Source organism: Pantoea sp. JKS000250 (assembly GCF_003201065.1).
GTDB classification, from domain to species: Bacteria; Pseudomonadota; Gammaproteobacteria; order Enterobacterales; family Enterobacteriaceae; genus Pantoea; species Pantoea vagans.
Genome location: NZ_QICZ01000001.1, coordinates 3,112,596 through 3,131,643, shown reverse-complemented (window position 1 = coordinate 3,131,643; position 19,048 = coordinate 3,112,596). Strand labels below are relative to the sequence as shown.

At 57.4% G+C, this 19,048-nt stretch carries 17 protein-coding genes; 7 read left to right on the top strand and 10 right to left on the bottom strand.

Annotated elements, in window-relative coordinates:
• Positions 1 to 243 precede the first annotated feature (243 nt).
• The 3 genes from crl to gpt form a co-directional block, all read right to left on the bottom strand.
• Positions 244 to 645 (bottom strand): sigma factor-binding protein Crl, encoded by a 402-nt coding sequence (gene crl, locus BY447_RS14730; RefSeq protein WP_110331418.1) that lies wholly within the window; start codon positions 643 to 645, stop codon positions 244 to 246.
• A gap of 131 nt (positions 646 to 776) precedes the next feature.
• On the bottom strand, positions 777 to 2,024 hold the full coding sequence (frsA, locus tag BY447_RS14725; RefSeq protein ID WP_095707642.1) for an esterase FrsA: 1,248 nt from the start codon (positions 2,022 to 2,024) through the stop codon (positions 777 to 779).
• Positions 2,025 to 2,139: 115 nt separating this feature from the next.
• Entirely contained in the window at positions 2,140 to 2,598 is a 459-nt protein-coding gene (gene gpt, locus BY447_RS14720) for a xanthine phosphoribosyltransferase (protein ID WP_003851171.1), read from the bottom strand.
• Positions 2,599 to 2,852: 254 nt separating this feature from the next.
• On the opposite strand from gpt, the gene pepD reads away from it, so the two are divergent.
• From pepD to BY447_RS14700, 4 genes are all read left to right on the top strand, one after another.
• On the top strand, positions 2,853 to 4,310 hold the full coding sequence (pepD, locus tag BY447_RS14715) for a beta-Ala-His dipeptidase (protein ID WP_013356903.1): 1,458 nt from the start codon (positions 2,853 to 2,855) through the stop codon (positions 4,308 to 4,310).
• Positions 4,311 to 4,570: 260 nt separating this feature from the next.
• A complete protein-coding gene (locus tag BY447_RS14710; RefSeq protein WP_110331949.1) occupies positions 4,571 to 6,076 on the top strand; it encodes a sugar ABC transporter ATP-binding protein in 1,506 nt (501 codons plus the stop codon).
• Positions 6,073 to 7,074, top strand: a complete 1,002-nt coding sequence (locus tag BY447_RS14705) for an ABC transporter permease (protein ID WP_110331417.1) — start codon at positions 6,073 to 6,075, stop codon at positions 7,072 to 7,074. Before BY447_RS14710 ends, BY447_RS14705 begins: the two co-directional genes overlap by 4 nt.
• 25 nt (positions 7,075 to 7,099) lie before the next feature.
• A complete protein-coding gene (locus BY447_RS14700; RefSeq protein ID WP_110331416.1) occupies positions 7,100 to 8,167 on the top strand; it encodes a sugar ABC transporter substrate-binding protein in 1,068 nt (355 codons plus the stop codon).
• 36 nt (positions 8,168 to 8,203) lie between these two features.
• Here the strand turns inward: BY447_RS14700 and dinB are convergent, their stop codons facing one another.
• Positions 8,204 to 9,259 carry a DNA polymerase IV gene (dinB, locus tag BY447_RS14695; protein WP_107319364.1) on the bottom strand — a complete coding sequence of 352 codons (1,056 nt, stop codon included), beginning with the start codon at positions 9,257 to 9,259 and terminating at the stop codon, positions 8,204 to 8,206.
• A gap of 243 nt (positions 9,260 to 9,502) precedes the next feature.
• On the opposite strand from dinB, the gene dpaA reads away from it, so the two are divergent.
• Positions 9,503 to 10,246, top strand: a complete 744-nt coding sequence (gene dpaA / locus BY447_RS14690; protein ID WP_033781979.1) for a peptidoglycan meso-diaminopimelic acid protein amidase — start codon at positions 9,503 to 9,505, stop codon at positions 10,244 to 10,246.
• Here dpaA and BY447_RS14685 read toward each other — a convergent pair.
• Both BY447_RS14685 and lpcA read right to left on the bottom strand, forming a co-directional pair.
• Positions 10,217 to 10,984, bottom strand: coding sequence for a class II glutamine amidotransferase (locus tag BY447_RS14685; protein ID WP_013356897.1), 768 nt, complete (start codon positions 10,982 to 10,984; stop codon positions 10,217 to 10,219). The two genes, dpaA and BY447_RS14685, sit on opposite strands and share 30 nt — an antisense overlap.
• A gap of 51 nt (positions 10,985 to 11,035) precedes the next feature.
• The gene (gene lpcA / locus BY447_RS14680; RefSeq protein ID WP_013356896.1) at positions 11,036 to 11,614 is read right to left on the bottom strand and encodes a D-sedoheptulose 7-phosphate isomerase; all 579 of its coding nucleotides are present in this window, start codon (positions 11,612 to 11,614) and stop codon (positions 11,036 to 11,038) included.
• 253 nt (positions 11,615 to 11,867) lie between these two features.
• Between lpcA and fadE the strand changes: the two genes are divergently transcribed.
• Entirely contained in the window at positions 11,868 to 14,318 is a 2,451-nt protein-coding gene (fadE, locus tag BY447_RS14675; protein ID WP_013356895.1) for an acyl-CoA dehydrogenase FadE, read from the top strand.
• 195 nt (positions 14,319 to 14,513) lie between these two features.
• Here the strand turns inward: fadE and mtnK are convergent, their stop codons facing one another.
• Positions 14,514 to 15,713 carry an S-methyl-5-thioribose kinase gene (mtnK, locus tag BY447_RS14670; RefSeq protein ID WP_110331415.1) on the bottom strand — a complete coding sequence of 400 codons (1,200 nt, stop codon included), beginning with the start codon at positions 15,711 to 15,713 and terminating at the stop codon, positions 14,514 to 14,516.
• Positions 15,714 to 15,834: 121 nt separating this feature from the next.
• On the opposite strand from mtnK, the gene mtnA reads away from it, so the two are divergent.
• Complete coding sequence (gene mtnA / locus BY447_RS14665) at positions 15,835 to 16,857, top strand: S-methyl-5-thioribose-1-phosphate isomerase (RefSeq protein WP_110331414.1); 1,023 nt, start codon at positions 15,835 to 15,837, stop codon at positions 16,855 to 16,857.
• A 56-nt stretch (positions 16,858 to 16,913) separates the two neighbouring features.
• Here mtnA and BY447_RS14660 read toward each other — a convergent pair whose 3' ends face one another.
• The 3 genes from BY447_RS14660 to BY447_RS14650 are packed head-to-tail and all read right to left on the bottom strand — an operon-like array spanning position 16,914 to position 18,752.
• Entirely contained in the window at positions 16,914 to 17,456 is a 543-nt protein-coding gene (locus BY447_RS14660) for a 1,2-dihydroxy-3-keto-5-methylthiopentene dioxygenase (protein ID WP_061061694.1), read from the bottom strand.
• Between the two features lies 1 nt (position 17,457).
• Positions 17,458 to 18,141, bottom strand: a complete 684-nt coding sequence (gene mtnC, locus BY447_RS14655; protein WP_110331413.1) for an acireductone synthase — start codon at positions 18,139 to 18,141, stop codon at positions 17,458 to 17,460.
• The gene (locus BY447_RS14650) at positions 18,138 to 18,752 is read right to left on the bottom strand and encodes a methylthioribulose 1-phosphate dehydratase (protein ID WP_013356890.1); all 615 of its coding nucleotides are present in this window, start codon (positions 18,750 to 18,752) and stop codon (positions 18,138 to 18,140) included. The genes mtnC and BY447_RS14650 overlap by 4 nt, the downstream gene beginning before the upstream one ends.
• Positions 18,753 to 19,048: the final 296 nt, after the last annotated feature.

Here is a 19,048-nt window from a genome sequence, read left to right as displayed (position 1 = left end):
ACGGACAAAAACGCCGGGAGCGTTTTTGAACAACGCAAAGCGTTGGCCCGTTTACGGACGCACCTCAGGGATGAGGTGCGTAATTGCGTGAGCAAAGCGTGCCATGGATAGCGGCTTTTGCGTCTTTCCGATCTGACCGTGTTCTCTGCGAAAACGCGATCTAACAGCGGGCCAGACTTCAACAAAAATGGCGAGTTTTTAAACTCGCCATTTTTTTCGTCTTTATTTTACTGAACTACCTAATCAAGCACTCAGCTTCACCGGTTTCTCATCGAAGTCGCTGGCCGGGATAAGATCCAGCTCTAACTCCTTCAGCATCGCTTTCAGGCGGGTATGGAAATTCCGTAAGGTCTCTTCCACACGTGCCGTGTTCTCTTTACCTTTGATGTTTACCACCGACCAGTCGCCCTCTTTATCGAACAGACCAATATGATAGACATAGGTAAAGTGGTCAGCCTGCGCTTCCAGCTCCATCCACCAGCCCCAGAACTCACGCAGTTCCGGTGCCGGTTTCACATTGACGCAGGCAGCCAGACAGTCGAAGAAGAAGCGGGTTTCGCCACATTTCCCATCGCGAATATAAGGCCCAAGCTCGGTAAAACGCTTAAGCAGGCGACTGCGGGGATGACCACTTGGTAACGTCATGCTGATTCTCCATAGGTTTTGACCGCTATACAGCCTTGATTTCCGGGCGGCCCGATTACGTCATAAGCCTTTATAAGGCCGCCCGGAAGAATTCCGCTACTAGTTGTAGCAAATACTGTAAATTTTGCCAGTTACCTTTTTAAACGCTTCTCCAGCCAGTCGCAAATCTCATTCAGCGCCTTGTCGAAACTGGCCATCATCGGCTTCACCGGAATCAGCAGCGCTTTGCCGTCTGACGACGAGTTAGCGATCAGCTTGCTCTCTTCTTCCGGACTGAAAAGATCGTTCTGCCAGTAACCCGACAGCATCGGTGTCGGCGTCCGGCGGCCCAGCAATCCCTGGGTTTTAAGCGAATAACGATTGAGTTCGGTGCGCAGCGCGCTGTCGGAAGCGGTCGCCATGCCTAACCGGCTTGCCAGCATATCCATATACATATCCGGGATCTCATCCTGCAACGCCGTCTGCGTCAGCAGCGCATGCACAATCGGGCCAAGACAGGCGACGCCGCGCAGCCGCTGCGATTCCAGATAGGCCAGCCGCACCGCCACGTTCGCGCCAAAGCGATAGCCAAACGCCGCCACACGGGTATGGTCAACCCAGGGCACGTTTTTCAGATCGCGCAACACCTGCTGATGCAGAAAACTGGTGTCCTGATTCAGCGTCCATTTCACCGAGTTACCCACCGACGGCACATCAATGGTCAGCATCGCAATGCCGCGCGGGGCAAGATAGTCATGGAACAGGCGGTAATGATCGCTCTGTAACGAGTCGAGCGCGCCGCAGAACAGCACGGTGGGATAAGGCGCTTCGACATCCGGTGGTATGTGCAGAAAGCCGCTAACCGGACTGCCGCCCGTGATGGCAAACGTCAGGGATTTCAGTTCGCCTGGCAACCGCTGAGTGGCCTCTTCATAGGCGCGATTGGCCAGCGTCTGTGCCTGGTCAGCCAGCTCATCGCCTTTTATATAGGGATAAGCGGCAACGCTATAGAGGTGCGCCGCGTGCAGCCAGTAGTCACCCGCCTCGCTGTCGTCGGTCGCCTCCAGCGCTTTCTGCTGCCAGATGCCTGCCTGTCTGCACCATTCAAAATGCCAGTTACCGCTGCGGAAACCGATTACCGTATCGAGCAGCGTCTCATCGGTATGTTCAACGTTGCTGATGGCAATACGCGCCAGCACTTCACTGATCTCCTGCGGCGTCAGGCCGCGCCATGTCCACATCAGCTTGTTCAGCATGCGATACCAGCCACGCTGGCTGTCACCATCCAGGGCTGAGTGGATATCCGGGGTAGCGTGATGCTGGCGGCGAACCAGGGAAGAGGTTTCAGGATGCTTAAAGCGCGGCTTGAATAGCTCCTCGCTGAGATTTTTGCTCGTCATACTCACTTCTCCTGCAACAGAACGGCGATGGCTAAGTGTACTGTACGGCAATTCGGGGTGCGAGGCTCAGAAAGCACAACGCCCGGAAAACCGGGCGTTGTCTGATGTGTATCAATCAGTTTTTTACAATCGGCGGAATGTAGACCACGCCCATATCCCACGGCTGCTCAATCCAGGTATCCTGCGGAATATCGACAATATAATCATCAACCAGTGAGCGACCAGCGGGTTTCGCGAAAATGGTGCAGAAACGCGCTTTCGGGTACATCTCGCGAATCGCCTGAGCGGTGCCGCCGGTATCCACCAGGTCATCGATCACGATAAAGCCTTCACCGTCGCCTTCCGCACGCTTCAGCACTTTCATTTCGCGCTGATGATCGTGGTCATAGCTGGAGATGCAGACGGTATCAACGTAGCGGATACCCAGTTCACGTGCCAGCAGCGAAGCCGGTACCAGACCGCCGCGGCTCACCGCGATAATGCCTGTCCACTGTTCAACAGGAAGCAGGCGCTGGGCCAGTTTACGGGCATGAATCTGAAGCATGTCCCAGGTAACGACGTATTTTTCGCTCATAAAATAGAAATCCCAGCCAACCGAGGTGGCGTAAAAATGTGCAACGGGGAAAAGGTTGCGCGAGATTATAAGGAGTTGACGCACTAAAAACCAGCACCCGCGCGCTGGTTGCGGCTTTTTAGCGCGTCTGAGAGCGCACCCGGTAAAAAACAGTGATATTCTCAGGCCTGGCTCGTCAGATTCTCTGACGGCGATTTTTCACTGGAAACTCGCGATGTCCGGCCTCGCCGGTACACTGACACAGGAGACCTGTCGTGTCTGAATTGTCTCAACTCTCTCCACAGCCACTGTGGGATATTTTCGCTAAGATCTGCTCTATTCCCCATCCCTCTTTTCACGAAGAAGCGCTGGCGAACTACATCACCGGCTGGGCTAAAGAGCAGGGCTTCTGGTGTGAGCGCGATCAGGTCGGCAACATCCTGATTCGTAAGCCCGCCACCGCAGGCATGGAAAACCGTACCCCGGTTGCGCTGCAGGCGCATCTGGACATGGTGCCGCAGAAAAATAACGACACCGTGCATGACTTCACCAAAGACCCGATTCAGCCCTGGATTGACGGCGAGTGGGTAAAAGCACGCGGCACCACGCTGGGCGCGGACAACGGCATCGGTATGGCTTCTGCGCTGGCGGTGCTGGCTGACAACAGCCTGACGCATGGCCCGCTGGAAGTGCTGCTGACCATGACCGAAGAGACTGGCATGGATGGCGCGTTCGGTCTGCAACCCAACTGGCTGCAGGCTGAAATCCTGATCAACACCGACTCCGAAGAAGAAGGTGAGATCTACATGGGTTGTGCAGGCGGTATCGACTTCGTCTCTACCCTGCCACTGACCCGCGAAGCCGTGCCTGCTGAGTTTCAGACCCTTAAGCTGACGCTGAAGGGACTGCGTGGCGGTCACTCCGGTGCCGACATTCATATGGGCCTCGGCAACGCCAACAAACTGCTGGCACGCTTCCTGGCGGCACACGCGGCTGAACTGGATCTGCGTCTGCTGGCGTTCAGCGGCGGTACGCTGCGCAACGCGATTCCGCGTGAAGCCTTTGCTACCGTAGCCGTCGAGAGCCACAAAGCGGATGCGCTGAAATCCGCAGCGGCGCACTTCCTGAGCGCCATCAAAAACGAGCACGGCGTTAAAGAGCCAAATATCGCACTGGTCACCGAGCCGCTGGCGCATCAGGGTAATGCCCTGAGCACTGACAGCCGCGATCGCTTCCTGAATCTGCTGAACAGCACGCCAAACGGCGTGATCCGCAATTCAGACGTGGCGAAAGGTGTGGTCGAAACCTCACTGAATATCGGTGTGGTGACGATGGAAGATGACCACGCAGAGATTAACTGCCTGATCCGTTCGCTGATCGACACCGGTCGCGATTATGTGGTGCAGATGCTGACCTCGCTGGGCCAGCTGGCGGGCGCGCAGACCAAAGCGAAAGGTGGCTACCCAGGCTGGCAGCCGGATGCGGACTCCGCCATCATGGCACTGACCCGTCAGACCTATATCGCGCTGTTTGATAAGACCCCGAACATTCAGGTGATTCACGCCGGTCTGGAGTGTGGTCTGTTCAAAAAGCCTTATCCGGATATGGATATGGTCTCGATTGGGCCGACCATCACCGGGCCGCACTCGCCGGATGAGCAGGTTCACATCGAAAGCGTTGGTCTTTACTGGAAATTACTGACCACCCTGCTGAATGTGGTGCCAGAAAAGTAATTCTGTCACAAAAAAAGTAAACCAGGCTCGGGCCTGGTTTTTTTATGCCTGTCACTTATCCCCAGCATAATTCGCTGCCTTTTCCGCGCTTTACCCCGCTATTCCGCCACGTTCCCGCGCTTCGCTGGTCACAGCCGCCGTTATGTCCGGATGTCTGGATGGCTAATAAGATTTCGTGCTAGCTTATGCGCTTTCGGCTGTTGCCGCGCCTGAAGGTTCAGGAAAAAATGCGGCCAGTGATTCTTCAGGAGAGTAATGACATGCCAGGGTTAAACCGCCTTGAGATGCGTAACATCTCCATCGCTTTTGGCGGGTTTGCCGCGCTATCGTCGGTGGATTTCCGCAGTGACGGCCATTCGGTTCATGCCCTGACCGGCGCGAACGGTGCGGGTAAATCTACCCTGATGGCGATCCTTTCCGGCGCGCACAGCCACTACAGCGGCGAAATCCTGCTGGATGGTGAACCGGTCTCCATCCGCACGCCGCGTGATGCAAAACAGCTGGGTATCCATCTGGTTCAGCAGGAAGTGGACGTGGCGCTGGTGCCGCAGCTCAGCGTGGCGGAAAACATTTTGCTGGATCGGCTGGCAGAACCCGGCCACCGCTATCGCTGGGGTGAGATCCGCCGTCAGGCGCGGGCGCTGCTGACGCAGCTCGACGTGGCACTGGACGTCAACCGTCTGGTGGAGCGCTGCACCCTGGCGGAAAAGCAGCAAATTCTGCTGGCGCGGGCGCTGTCGCACCACTGCCGCTTCCTGATTCTGGATGAACCCACTGCCCCGCTGGATCAGCACGAAAGCGAGCGACTGTTTGCCGTGGTACGTCGTCTGCAGGCCAGTGGGATCGGCATAGTGTTTATCTCTCACCGCATCCATGAACTGAAAGCCATCTGCGACCAGCTGACGGTGCTGCGTGATGGCCGGTTGATCGAAACCGGCCCGATGGCGGCGCTGAGCGGCGAGCAGATCGTGGAGAAGATGCTGGGCCATCAGCTCACCGATATCTTCCCGGCCCGCCGTGAACAGCAGACACAGCCGCTGCTGCTGGCGGTGGAAGGACTGCACGATGAGCAGCTGCTGCAGGATATCTCGCTGCGGCTGCACAAAGGCGAAATTCTGGGCATCGCCGGACTGGCCGGTGCCGGCAAAACCGAACTCTGCAAGGCGCTGTTTGGTGCCAGCAAAAGCCGCGTCAGTCGCGGTGAACTGCACGGTCAGCCGTGGCAGCCGCGCTCGCCGCACGACTCCGTCAGTCGCCGCATGGCGCTGGTGCCGGAAGAGCGGCGCAAAGAGGGGATCTTTATCGATGAGTCGGTGGCGATGAACCTTAGCGTCAGCGCCGACGACAGCTTTTCGCGCTGGAGCCTGTTCGGGCATCGCCAGGCGTGGCGCTGGGCGGAGCAGGTTATCCGGCAGTTGCAGGTACGCACCACCGGCCCGGCACAGACACTGCGGCGTCTCTCCGGCGGCAACCAGCAGAAGGTGGCGATTGGCAAATGGCTGCGCAACAACGCTGACGTGCTGATTTTCGATGAGCCGACCAAAGGCGTCGATATTAAAGCCAAAACCGAGCTGTTCTCCCTGATCGACAACCTGGCGCGCGAGGGGAAAGGCATCATCTACGCGTCGGGTGAATTTTCTGAACTGGTCGGCTTATGCGACCGGATTTGCGTGCTCTGGGATGAACGTATTGTGGCCGAACTGGCCGCACGCGACGTCACCGAAGAGACGCTTTTGCTCTATTCCACCGGAGGAACCCCTGCGTGAGCAGCAAAGAAACCAGCCTGAACCTGACGGCCGCGCCGTGGCGTCACCAGTTGTTCGACTTTCTCTATAAATGGGGCATGTTACTCACGGTGGTGATCCTGATCGCTGCCTTTGGCCTGGCCTCTGACAGCTTCCTTGAGCCCAACAACATCATCAACATTCTGCGATCGATTGCGATTGTGACGGTGATTGCGATCGGCGTGTCCATCTCGCTGACCGTGGGCGGCTTTGATCTGTCGGTCGGCTCAACCGCCTCACTCGCCAATGCGTTAGTGATTTCGCTGTTTGTCTGGTACGGCTTCGGCACCACGACCGCAATCCTGATTACCCTGGCGCTCTGCACCCTGGTCGGGCTGTTCAACGCCTTCCTGATTGTGATCCTGCGCATCCCCGACATGCTGGCGACGCTGGCAACCCTATTTGTGATTCAGGGTGTGGCGATGACCTACAGCTTTGGCGGATCGATCACCGAGAACATGGTGCTGCCGAGCGGTGATATGGCGGAAGGCACTATTCCGGCCGCGTTTGGCCTGCTGGGTCAGGTGCCGACCATCGTCATCATTATGCTGGTGGTGACCCTTGCCGCACAGCTGGCGCTGTCGCTGACTAAGCATGGCCGCCGCATGTATGCGCTGGGCGGTAATCCGGAAGCGGCGCGCCTCTCGGGCATCCGTACCACCCGCTACCGGGTGCTGGCTTATGTGATCGCCTCACTGCTCGCCGGTCTGGGCGGCATCCTGCTTGCTTCACGTATCGGTTCATCGCAGGTCAATGCCGGCAGCGGCTACCTGATGGATGCGGTCGCGGCGGCGTGGATTGGCTTTTCGCTGGCCGGTTCCGGCAAGCCCAACGCGCTGGGCACGCTGGTCGGCGCGGTTATCCTCGGCGTGCTGCAGAACGGCCTGGTCATGCTCTCTGTGCCCTACTACGCCATGGACATTATTAAAGGACTGGTGCTGGCGTTAGCACTGGCGATTACCTATATCCAGCGCCGCTGAGGCGCGTTTACCGGAGTTGATAACAATGCAAAAAATAACACTCTCGCTGCTGGCCATGAGCCTGCTGAACGCCAGCGCCGCCTTCGCGGACACCGTCACCCCGGTGCCTGCGGCAATCGCCAGCCATGATGGCCCGATTCGTATTGCGGTGATCCGCAACCTCGGCTCCGATGACAACACCACCCAGTTTGTTGCCGGTGCCATACAGCAGGGTCGCCAGCTGGGCTTTAAGGTCAGCACCTTTCTCAGCAACGGCGATGATGCGCGCTTCCAGGATTTCGTGAATCAGGCGATCAGCCAGAAATATGACGGCATCGTGCTGTCGCACGGCAAAGCACCCTACGCCAGCGGACTGGTGAAGCGTATTGCCGATGCCGGTATTAAGCTGTCCGTGTTTGATACCCCGGTGGATAACCCGATTCATGGCGTCACCGTCACTGCGCAGGATGATGCTTCGCTGGCGCAGCTGTCGCTGGGTCAGCTTATCCACGATTTCAACGGCAAAGCGAACATCGTCAAGCTGTGGGTCGCCGGTTTCCCGCCGATGGAGCGCCGTCAGGTCGTGTATGAAAAACTGCTGAAAGAGAACCCGGGCATTCATCAGCTGGAGTCGATTGGCGCAGTGTCAACAGACGTTCAGGGCGACACCGCCAACAAGATTGGCGCGATTCTGGCGAAATACCCGAAAGGCAAAATCGATGCCATCTGGGGCGCCTGGGATGCCTTCAGTCAGGGTGCTTACAAAGCGCTACAGGAGAATGGCCGAACCGAGATCAAGCTCTACAGCATCGACGTCTCGAACCAGGATTTGCAGCTGATGCGCGAGAAAAACAGCCCATGGGTGCAGACGGTGGCGGTCGATCCTAAAACCATCGGCGCGGTGAATATGCGTCTGGTAGCGAAGAAAATTGCCGGTGAAGAGACGCCAGCGACGTATCAGTTTAAAGCCGCGTCGATCTCCCAGCAGCAGCTCAACAGTCAGCCTGGCGCGGTGAACGTTGCCTCGCTGAACAAGATTATTCCGGGCTGGGGCGGCAATGAAGATTTCATCGCACCGTGGTTTGCGACCCTTGAGGCGAAATACAAGAAGTAATCCGGCGTCAGCCTTGCCGGCTGGTGAGGCTGACCGTTACAGACCCAGCAGCAGCTGACGCTCCAGCTGGGGATCCACCATGGTGACATGCAGTCCCACCAGCCGCACGCCACGCCCGGCGCGACGCTCATCCCAGGTTTTCCGGGCGATGGCAATCATGTCCTCTTTATTCAGCACCGGCCAGATATGCTCCTGGGTCGTCTGCTGAAAATCGCTGAACTTCAGTTTCACGCCCTGCCGCGCCACCTGCTTGTCCGGTCGAATCTGCGTCAGCCGGCGATCCAGTTCAGCATAGAGAAAGTCGATAATCTCCAGGCAGGCGTCCCAGTCGCTGATATCTTCCGCCAGCGTGCGTTCCACCCCCAGTGATTTACGCTCGCGCTCGACGATCACCTCACGATCATCAATGCCGTTGCTGCGTTCCCACAGCACCCGGCCAAACTTACCAAAGCGCTTCAGCAGCAGCGCTAAATCAGCCTTCTGTACGTCGCCACAGGTGACCAGCCCCATCTCCTCCAGCTTTTTGGCCGAGACCTTGCCGACACCGGGAATTTTCGCCAGCGGCAGGGACAGCAGAAAACCGGCCATCTCCGGCGGGGTAATTACATACTGTCCGTCCGGCTTATTCAGGTCCGAGGCGATCTTCGCCAGAAACTTAATTGGCGCGATACCCGCTGACGCGGTAAGCCCGGTTTCACGGAAGATGGTCGCACGGATTTCCTGCGCCATCAGCGTGGCGGAGCCGTGACAGTGCGGACTGTCGGTGACATCCAGATAGGCTTCATCGAGTGAGAGCGGTTCAATCAGCGGTGTGTAGCGGGTAAAAATGTCGCGAATCTGTGCGGAGGCTTCTTTGTAGGCGTCGAAACGGCCTGGCAGCAGGCGCAGATGCGGGCATAACTTGAGGGCCATGCCGGTTGGCATCGCACTGCGCACGCCAAATTTGCGGGCCGGATAGTTGGCAGTGCTGATCACGCCACGGCGTTCGCGACTGCCGCCAATGGCGATCGGGATATCGCGCAGCTGGGGATTATCACGCATCTCCACCGCGGCATAGAAGCAGTCCATATCGACATGAATGATTTTACGCATACCCCTCCGGCACTGGATAAGTATACAGTTGGCAGGGGTAACTGCAATATTTGTCGGGCCCACAATTAAAGTTTACAAATTTGTGGCCGAATATCTTTCAGTAAATCGCGAATCTGGCTGTCGGCGTCTTGCTAAAAAAACAGACAATGTTTAATGTTGCGCTGCGGTAGCGGACAGTTCCGATAATGCAAACAAAGACGCACAATTTGCGTCACGTTCTCTTCACCTCAAGGTATACACAGCATGGGCAAAATCGCACTCCTGTTTGCGATGATTTTACTGCCAGCCCTCAGCATGGCAATGACACCCGAACCCGTCTCAGCGGCACCGGTCAGCAAAGAATTAAAAAAGCAGTTACTCGGCACCCCGGTCTATATCCAGATCTTCAAGGAAGAACGCACGCTCGAACTCTACGGCAAAATCGGTAACGAATTCCGCCTGCTGGATACCTATCGCATCTGTAACTTTTCTGGCGGCCTCGGCCCGAAACGTCGTGAAGGCGATTTCAAAAGCCCGGAAGGTTTTTACAACGTGAAGCTGAATCAACTGAAGCCGGATAGCCGCTTTTATCGCGCGATCAACATCGGCTTCCCAAATCAGTACGATCGTAATCAGGGGTATAGCGGCAACTACCTGATGATTCATGGCGACTGTAAGTCAATTGGCTGCTATGCCATGACGAACGCCTATATGGATGAGATTTTTACCTATGTGAACGCGGCGCTGCGTAACGGTCAGCAGGATGTTGGCATCAGCATCTATCCGTTCCGCATGACCGACAGCAACATGCAGCGTCACCGCTACTCCAGCGACGCCAGTTTCTGGCAGCAGTTGCAGCCGGGCTATGCGTACTTTGCGAAATATCACCAGCCGCCGATGGTCAATGTTACCAGCGGGAAATATGTGATGAACAGCAGCCCGGCACCGGTGTTAGCCAGTCCCGAAGCCGCTTCACGTTCATTCCTGGCGCTCTCCAAGGCAGAATAACGCCCATTCACCTGGCGCAATCCGCTGCCAGGTTTCATTGGCCGTCAGTGGCTGCGTAGCAATCACCGTCACCACGTCATGCGGCGTGGTGTGCTGCTGAAAATCAACCTCCACATCCTGATCCAGTAATTGCGCCCGGCCAAACGGTGCCCGGCGGGTGATCCAGAACAGGTTGGTGGAGCAGAAGGCCATCAGATAGCGGCCATCTGACAGCAGCATGTTAAACACGCCCTTCTGCCGCAACGAACCGGCCAGCTCTCCGATAAAACGAAACACCGCAGGCCAGTTGCCCGGCGTGCGTGGATAGCGCGTCGCCAGCTGATGCAGGATCCAGCAGAACGCCTTCTCACTGTCCGTTTCACCCACCGGCCGGAATGTACCGGTCTCCAGCTGACGATAGCCCTTAAGCTGACCGTTGTGCGCATAGGTCCAGTTTCGCCCCCACAGCTCGCGGGTAAACGGATGGGTGTTTTCCAGCGACACCTGTCCGCGATTCGCCTGGCGGATGTGCGCCACCACCGAATGCGATTTGATCGGATACTCCTGCACCAGACGCGCAATCGGCGAGTTAAAGCTCGGCAGCGGATCTTTAAACGTACGACAACCTTTATCTTCGTAAAAGGTAATGCCCCAGCCATCTTTGTGAGGCCCGGTTCCACCGCCACGCTGAACCAGTCCGGTAAAGCTGAAACAGATATCCGTGGGAACATTGGCGCTCATCCCGAGCAATTCGCACATAGCCACCACCTCTGATTTTGAGGCCTCCCGTCAGGCGGGAGGCCCACGCTGTTACTTCACCATCTCTTTTTCGATCAGCAGCATCAGGATATGGATCACTTTAATGTGGATCTCCTGAATGCGATCGGCATAACCAAAGTGTGGCACGCGGATTTCAATATCGGCACTGCCTGCCATCTTACCGCCATCTTTACCGGTCAGGGTGATCACTTTCATCCCCTGCGCACGTGCAGCTTCAATCGCTTTAATAATATTGGCAGAGTTCCCGGAGGTTGAGAGGCCCAGCAACACATCGCCTGGTCGTCCTACCGCTTCCACATAGCGCGAAAAGACATAGTCATAACCAAAGTCATTACTGACGCAGGAGAGATGGCTGACATCTGAGATGGCAATCGCCGGATAGCCAGGACGATTTTCACGGTAGCGACCGGTCAGCTCTTCGGCGAAGTGCATGGCATCACAATGTGAACCGCCGTTACCGCAGGAAAGCACCTTGCCGCCCGCCTTGAAGCTGTCAGCCAGCAGCACCGCAGCACGTTGGATCGCATGAATATTGGCGTCATCGCTGAGGAATTTTGTCAGCGTATCAGCAGCTTCATTAAGCTCAGAGCGGATGATGTCCTGGTACATAGGGATGTCCTTTTTTAGGAGAGGTTAATCGCAGCAAGTTTAACGGAATGGCCGGTCAGCGCAAAGCGTCATGCCATGTCCGGCCAGGCAGTGGCGGCGATTAACATTGCCACAGTTGATGCAAAAATGGGCTAAAAACGGTTTTTGTGAGGCAGGTTGTAATTGCGATGTAAACAAATTGATAAATCCCGCCAACTACTCTAAACCTCTCTACACAACAGGTCAGACCTCTTACTTCCTGGAGCGGTTCATCATGATAATTGTTTCAATATTTGCCACGCTGGCGCTGATTGGCGCTCTGTTCTATCACCGCCTGTCGTTACGGCTCAGCAGCGCAATCCTGTTGCTGTGGACTGCGGCGATGGCTGTTGCTCACCTCTGGACGCCGTGGCTGCTGCTGCCGCTGGCGATCGTCCTGCTGCCATTTAACCTGCCGTCACTGCGCCGCAGCCTGTTTTCAAAACCGATCTTTCAGCGCTTCCAGAAGGTGATGCCGCCGATGTCGCGCACCGAGAAAGAGGCGATTGATGCGGGCACCACCTGGTGGGAAGGCGATCTGTTCCAGGGCAAACCGGACTGGCAGAAGCTGCACAACTATCCGCAGCCGCGCCTCACCGCCGAAGAGCAGGCTTTTCTTGATGGCCCGGTTGAAGAAGCATGCCGCATGGCTAACGATTTCCAGATCACCCATGAGCTGGCCGATATGCCGCCGGAACTCTGGGCCTATCTGAAAGAGCATCGTTTCTTCGCGATGATCATCAAAAAAGAGTATGGCGGACTCGATTTCTCCGCCTATGCGCAGGCCTGTGTGTTGCAGAAACTGTCTGGCGTCTCCGGGATTCTGGCGATTACCGTAGGCGTGCCTAACTCACTGGGTCCGGGCGAACTGCTGCAGCATTACGGCACCGAAGAGCAGAAAAATCACTATTTACCGCGGCTGGCACGCGGCGATGAGATCCCCTGCTTTGCGCTGACCAGCCCGGAAGCGGGTTCAGATGCCGGCGCAATCCCCGATACCGGCGTCGTCTGCATGGGTGAATGGAAGGGTCAGCAGGTGCTGGGCATGCGCCTGACCTGGAACAAGCGCTACATCACGCTGGCACCGATCGCCACCGTGCTGGGCCTGGCGTTTAAACTCTCTGACCCGGAGCATCTGCTCAGCGACAACGAGAATCCGGGCATTACCTGTGCGCTGATCCCAACGAATACCCCCGGCGTGGAAATTGGCCATCGCCACTTCCCGCTTAACGTACCATTCCAGAACGGCCCAACGCGCGGCAATAATATCTTTGTACCGATTGACTATATTATCGGCGGGCCGGAAATGGCCGGACAGGGCTGGCGGATGCTGGTGGAGTGTCTGTCAGTGGGCCGCGGCATTACGCTGCCCTCGAACTCAACCGGCAGCCTGAAAAGTGTGGCGCTGGCGACAGGGGCCTATGCCCATATCCGCCGTCAGTTCCGGGTTTCAATCGGTAAGATGGAAGGGATTGAAGAGCCGCTGGCACGCATCGCCGGTAACGCTTACGTGATGGATGCGGCAGCGACGCTGATTACCGCCGGGATTATGCAGGGTGAAAAACCGGCGGTGCTGTCGGCGATTGTGAAATATCACTGCACCCATCGCGGCCAGCGCGCCATTATCGACGCCATGGATATTGCGGGCGGTAAAGGCATCATGCTCGGCAACAGCAACTTCCTGGCCCGTGCCTATCAGGGCGCACCGATCGCTATCACGGTGGAAGGCGCTAACATTCTGACCCGCAGCATGATTATCTTCGGACAGGGCGCGATTCGCTGCCATCCTTATGTGCTGCAGGAGATGGCAGCCGCCGCCAGCAACGATGTGAACGCGTTTGATCACGCGCTGTTCAGCCATATCGGTTATGTGGGCAGCAGCACCCTGCGCAGTCTGTGGCTGGGCTTAACCGCCGGACGTACCAGCGCCAGCCCGACCCGCGATGGCACCCGCCGTTATTACCAGCACCTGAACCGCATCAGTGCCAATCTGGCGTTGCTCTCTGATGTGTCGATGGCGGTACTGGGCGGCAGCCTGAAACGTCGCGAGCGTATCTCGGCGCGTCTGGGCGATGTGCTGAGCCAGCTCTATCTCGCTTCCGCGACGCTGAAACGCTATGACGATGAAGGCCGTAACGAAGCCGATCTGCCGCTGGTTCACTGGGGCGTGCAGGATGCGCTGCATCAGGCGGAAGTGGCTATCGACGATCTGCTGCGTAACTTCCCCAACCGTCTGGTGGCGGGCGCATTGCGGATGACCATTTTTGCTGGCGGTCATCACTGTCCTGCGCCATCTGATCGCCTGGATCATCAACTGGCAAAAATGCTGCAACAGCCGTCAGCTACCCGTAGCCGTCTGGGACGTGGCATGTACCTGACGCCGAGCGAGCACAACCCTGCCGGTCAGCTGGAACAGGCTCTGCAGGATGTAATGGCGGCAGAAGTGATCCACGACAGGCTGTGCAAACAGACGAAGCAGCATCTCTCCTTTACCCGGCTGGACGCGCTGGCGAAGCGCGCGCTGGAGCAGGGCTGGATTGATGCTAAAGAGGCGGATGTGTTGCAGCGTGCTGAAGCCAGTCGTCTGCGGTCGATTAACGTTGATGAGTTTGAGCCGGAGGCACTGGCAGTCCCGGTGCCGGAGAAAGCCCCTCAGCCTGCGTCACGGGCGAGTGAGGCGGCATAGGATTCAGTGCCGATGTGATGTCGGCATCGGGTACTGAATTTAAAGCGATGGGAGCATACGCCCGGAGTAAAGCATAGCGGGCCAGGGATGGCCCGCGCTGAGCCAGCCAGGGATGGCGTCTTTGGCGCCTTTACGGAGGGCGTATGCTCCCTGAGCCAGTACTGTTTTTAGAGGCCGACATCACGTCGGCCTTTTTTATCCCGCCTGACGGATACGGGCAATCAGCGCATCCACATCTTCTACGTGATCGGCGGCCAGAATCAGCGTGCGTCCCAGGTTAATCGCATTACGGATGCAGTCGATACGCATCGCCGGATCGGCAATCAGCTTCATATCCGCTACATGTGACATCCCCACCGTGCGGCGAATCAGCTCTGTGCCGCAGTAACCGATGGTATCGGCCCACACTTTACGCAGAAACGCCGCCGCATAGCCTGGATAAGCCATCGCCTCATCGCGGGTTTTCTCAGCTGCCAGCGCCAGGAAGCCTGACGCAAAGGTCGTCCAGAGGGTGTGAACATCGCTGAGACGCTGTTCACGTGCATCGGCAGCCTCACGCGGAGGCAGCAGCCCCGGCAGACCACAGTAGTTAATCAGCAGATTGCCGATAGCAGTGCCAATATCAAATCCGATAGGGCCAAAATAGCCAAATTCCGCATCAATCGCTTTCAGGCTGCCGTCCGCAACAAAAATTGAGCCGCTATGAATATCGCCATGCAGCAGCGCTTCAGCGTGGGCAAAGAAGCGATGTTTAAGGCCGCCCACCGCAATGCGTAACGCATCATCATCACGCAGGCTGGCGACCAGCGGCTCAAGCGCCGCGGGATAGCTGTTGCGCTCATGGTTGGTGTAGGGATCGTTGAAGAAAAGATCTTCGGTGATTTCACACATTTCCGGATTAATAAAACGCGCCACTTCCGCTTTTTTCTGATGTGGATGCAGGATGAAATCGGAGGTATGGAACAGAGTCTGCGCCAGATAGTCGCCTAGCTGCTGCGCCGCTTCCGGATAATACACGCCCTTCACCAGCTCGCCGCGCCAGATGCGATGGCTGGAAAGATCTTCCATCACCATCACTGCCAGCTCCGCATCATAATGGGTGATCTTCACCGTGTGCTGCGGACAATACTTGTAGTGCTCGACCAGGGTCTGCGCTTCCAGCCGCGCCCGATCCAGCGTCAGCGGCCAGGACTCCCCCACGCAGCGCACATAGGGCAGTGCCTGCTTGACGATGACGCGACTGTTGCCCTGATCGTCATAAATCTTAAACACCAGGTTGAGGTTGCCATCACCAATCTCTTCTGCGCTGCTCAGCGCGGCAGGATTGTCCACGCCGCCAAATTGTCGGGCATAGTCCACAGCATCAGCAGCAGTAAAGGTACGGTATTGCGACATTGCCTGTTCCTTATCGTTCGAAGGGGGATAACCTGGTGTAATAAGCCGTTCAGACGTCTATACATCCGTCCAGCATGTTGGCACAATACGCATCATTAACGCAACATGGATTTCACCCACAATGCAGACACTTCAAACCACCAGTTTACAGGTTCGTGACAATCAGCTCTGGATTCTGGATCAGCAGGCGCTGCCGCAGCAGAAAAACTGGCTGCCTGCGCACAGCGTGCCTCAGCTGGTTGAACATATTCATGCGCTGCGGGTGCGCGGTGCGCCGCTGATTGGTCTCTCCGCTTCGCTGTTGCTGGCGCTGCTGGCAGAACAGGGACTGACGCGCGCTGAACTGGCACAGGCGCTGGAGACGCTGCGCGCCGCCCGCCCTACTGCCGTCAACCTGATGAACAATCTTGACCGGATGAAAGTGGCGCTGACTCAGCCGGACTTTGCCTCCGCGCTGGTTGAAGAAGCCTGGCGGCTCGTGCAGGAGGATAAGCAGCTGTGTGATGCGATCGCTGACGCAGGTTGCACACTCGTAAAACCCAACAGCCAGCTGCTGACCCACTGCAATACCGGCGGGCTGGCCACTGCTGGCGTGGGCACCGCGCTGGGCGTTATTGCCCGCGCCCATCAGCAGGGACTGGCTAAGAATGTCTGGGTGGATGAAACCCGCCCGCTGCTACAGGGTGGCCGGTTGACCGCCTGGGAGCTGGGCGAACTGGCGGTTCCTTACACGCTGATCACCGATTCCATGGCCGCCAGCCTGATGGCCCGTGGCGAGGTGGATGCGGTGTGGGTTGGCGCTGACCGCATTGCCGCCAACGGCGATGTCGCCAATAAGATTGGCACCTACAGCCTGGCGGTACTGGCGCATTATCATCAGATTCCATTTTTCGTGGCGGCTCCCCATACCACGCTGGATCGCAGCTGTCCTGACGGCGCAGCGATTCCCATCGAGCAGCGCGCCGCCAGCGAAGTGACGGGCGTGGCCGGCAGTTTTGGCAGCGTACAGTGGGCACCGGAAGCGGCGAAGGTTTACAACCCGGCGTTCGATGTCACGCCTGCCGCCCTGATCAGCGGCTGGGTACTGGATACTGGCGTGGTCACGCCTGACCAGGTACAGAACGGCATCTTCCAGCCGCAGTAACGCGCTGCAAGGCGTTTGCCGCTGATGGCAGACGCCTCACCGTGCAGGCTGACAGATTACGCCAGACGCGGATAGGCATCCGCGATCTTGTCGCCGGTAAAGTTCGCCACCCAGCCTTCCTGATTATCGAAAATCCGGATCGCCGTGAAGTGCGGTGACGATCCCATATCAAACCAGTGCGGCGTGCCCGCAGGCACCGAGATCAGATCGTTTTTCTCGCACAGGATCTGCAGGATCTCGCCATCCAGATGCAGGCAGAACAGCCCGGCCCCCTCGACAAAGAAACGCACCTCATCTTCACCGTGCGTATGCTCATTGAGAAACTTCTCGCGCAGCACGGTTTTCTGCGGATTGTCGGCACGCATGCTGATCACGTCCCAGCTCTGATAGCCCTTCTCCGCCACCAGCCGATCGATCGCATGCTGATAGGCGTTGATCACCGTTTCGGCATCCGGGTTTTCACCCAAATCGCGATCGGCTTCCCAGCGTTCAAAACGGACGCCTTTAGCATTCAGACGGTCACGAATCGCTTCTGCGTCGGTGCTGTGCCACACCGGCTGGCTGGCTTCGCGGTCGGTAAAAATAGTCAGTGCGCTCATCCTAAATCGACTCCGGGTTAATCTGGGAAAAATCCGTCACCTGACGATGGCGGCTCTCGTCATCCGCCTCGCCACGCAGTAATTGCAACGTCTGCCAGCCCGCCTCCGCGGCGGCATCCAGCTCCTGATGAATATCGGAGAGAAACAGCAGCTGCGCCGCTGGCTGACCAATTTCAGCGGCGATAGCGCGATAAGCCGTGACTTCACGCTTGGCGCCGACGCGGGTGTCAAAATAGCCGCTGAACAGGCCAGTAATATCACCTTCGTCGCTGTAGCCAAATAACAATTTCTGCGCCGCAACCGATCCGGAGGAATATACATAAATTTCAATACCCTGTGCCTTCCAGCGGGTGAGTGCTGGGAGGACGTCGGGATAGAGATGACCGGTAAAACTGCCGTTCACGTAGCCGTCGCGCCAGATCATCCCCTGCAGCGCTTTCAGGCCGGTGGATTTGCGATCCTGGTCCATAAAGCCCAGCAGAATGTCCGTCACCCCGTCCAGATCGGCCTGCAGCTGACCGGCCTCTTCACGCACCGACTGCAGCGCCGCCGCCACCTCAGGCTGTTGCGCATTGTCACGCACGAAGTCCGGCAGGTGCTGGCGGGCATAGGGAAACAGGATGTTATGTACAAAGCGAATATCGCTGGTGGTGCCTTCGATATCAGTAACAATGGCGCGAATCATGCTTTCTCCAGCAGGCGACGTTGACGTTCACATTCGAATAAAAATTCCAGACCTTCCAGATGACGGCGGGCTTCGCTGACATCCCGGCCCCAGCAGGTTAAGCCGTGGCCGCGCAGCAGGAAGCCGTAACGCAGCGGAAAGCGGGCGGCGTAATCTTCAATTTCTGACGCCAGCGCCGCAATGTCCTGGCTGTTGTCGAATACGGGAATCGCCAGCGTATCCAGATGGGTGTGCTGGCCACTTAACGATTTCTGCATCTCATAGCCGTGCAGCAGCAGCGCCGCGCCCTGCTCCACCCGCGACAGCACGGTCGAATTCACCGTGTGGGTATGCAGCACCGCACCCGCCTCGGGAAAAAGGCGATAGATCATCGTGTGCAGCCCGGTTTCAGCCGACGGCTTACGGCCAGAGAGCGACTGGCTGGTGGCAATGTCGACCTCGATAAAGTCATCCCGCGTCAGCGTGCCTTTATCTTTGCCTGATTCACTCAGCAGGCAGACATGTTCATCGCGGCGCACGGACATATTGCCGCCAGTGGCAGGTGCCCAGCCTTTTGCCCCAATCCAGTGACAGGCGGCGACCAGCTGATCTAACGGAAGACTCTGCGACATAATGGTTCCTTGCGGTGAAATGAGATTCCGGGTAAGTACGCGTAGCCAACGCCGCCGACGCGCGGCTCATGAAGCATGTAAATGCTAAATGATCCGCATCTCAGCGAGGCAGCGAGTGCGCGCATCCCCGGGAGCTGACACTTGTCAGTGACCGGGGTAAGCAAACGAAGCTAACGAAGCTGAGGTGCGGAGCATGACGCATTTAGCCGTCTAAGCGTCTTGATTGCCAAATACTACCATCCTGTTTATAGTGGCACAAACACCGGGTGACACCGCATCAATCTTCGCGCTTAAGG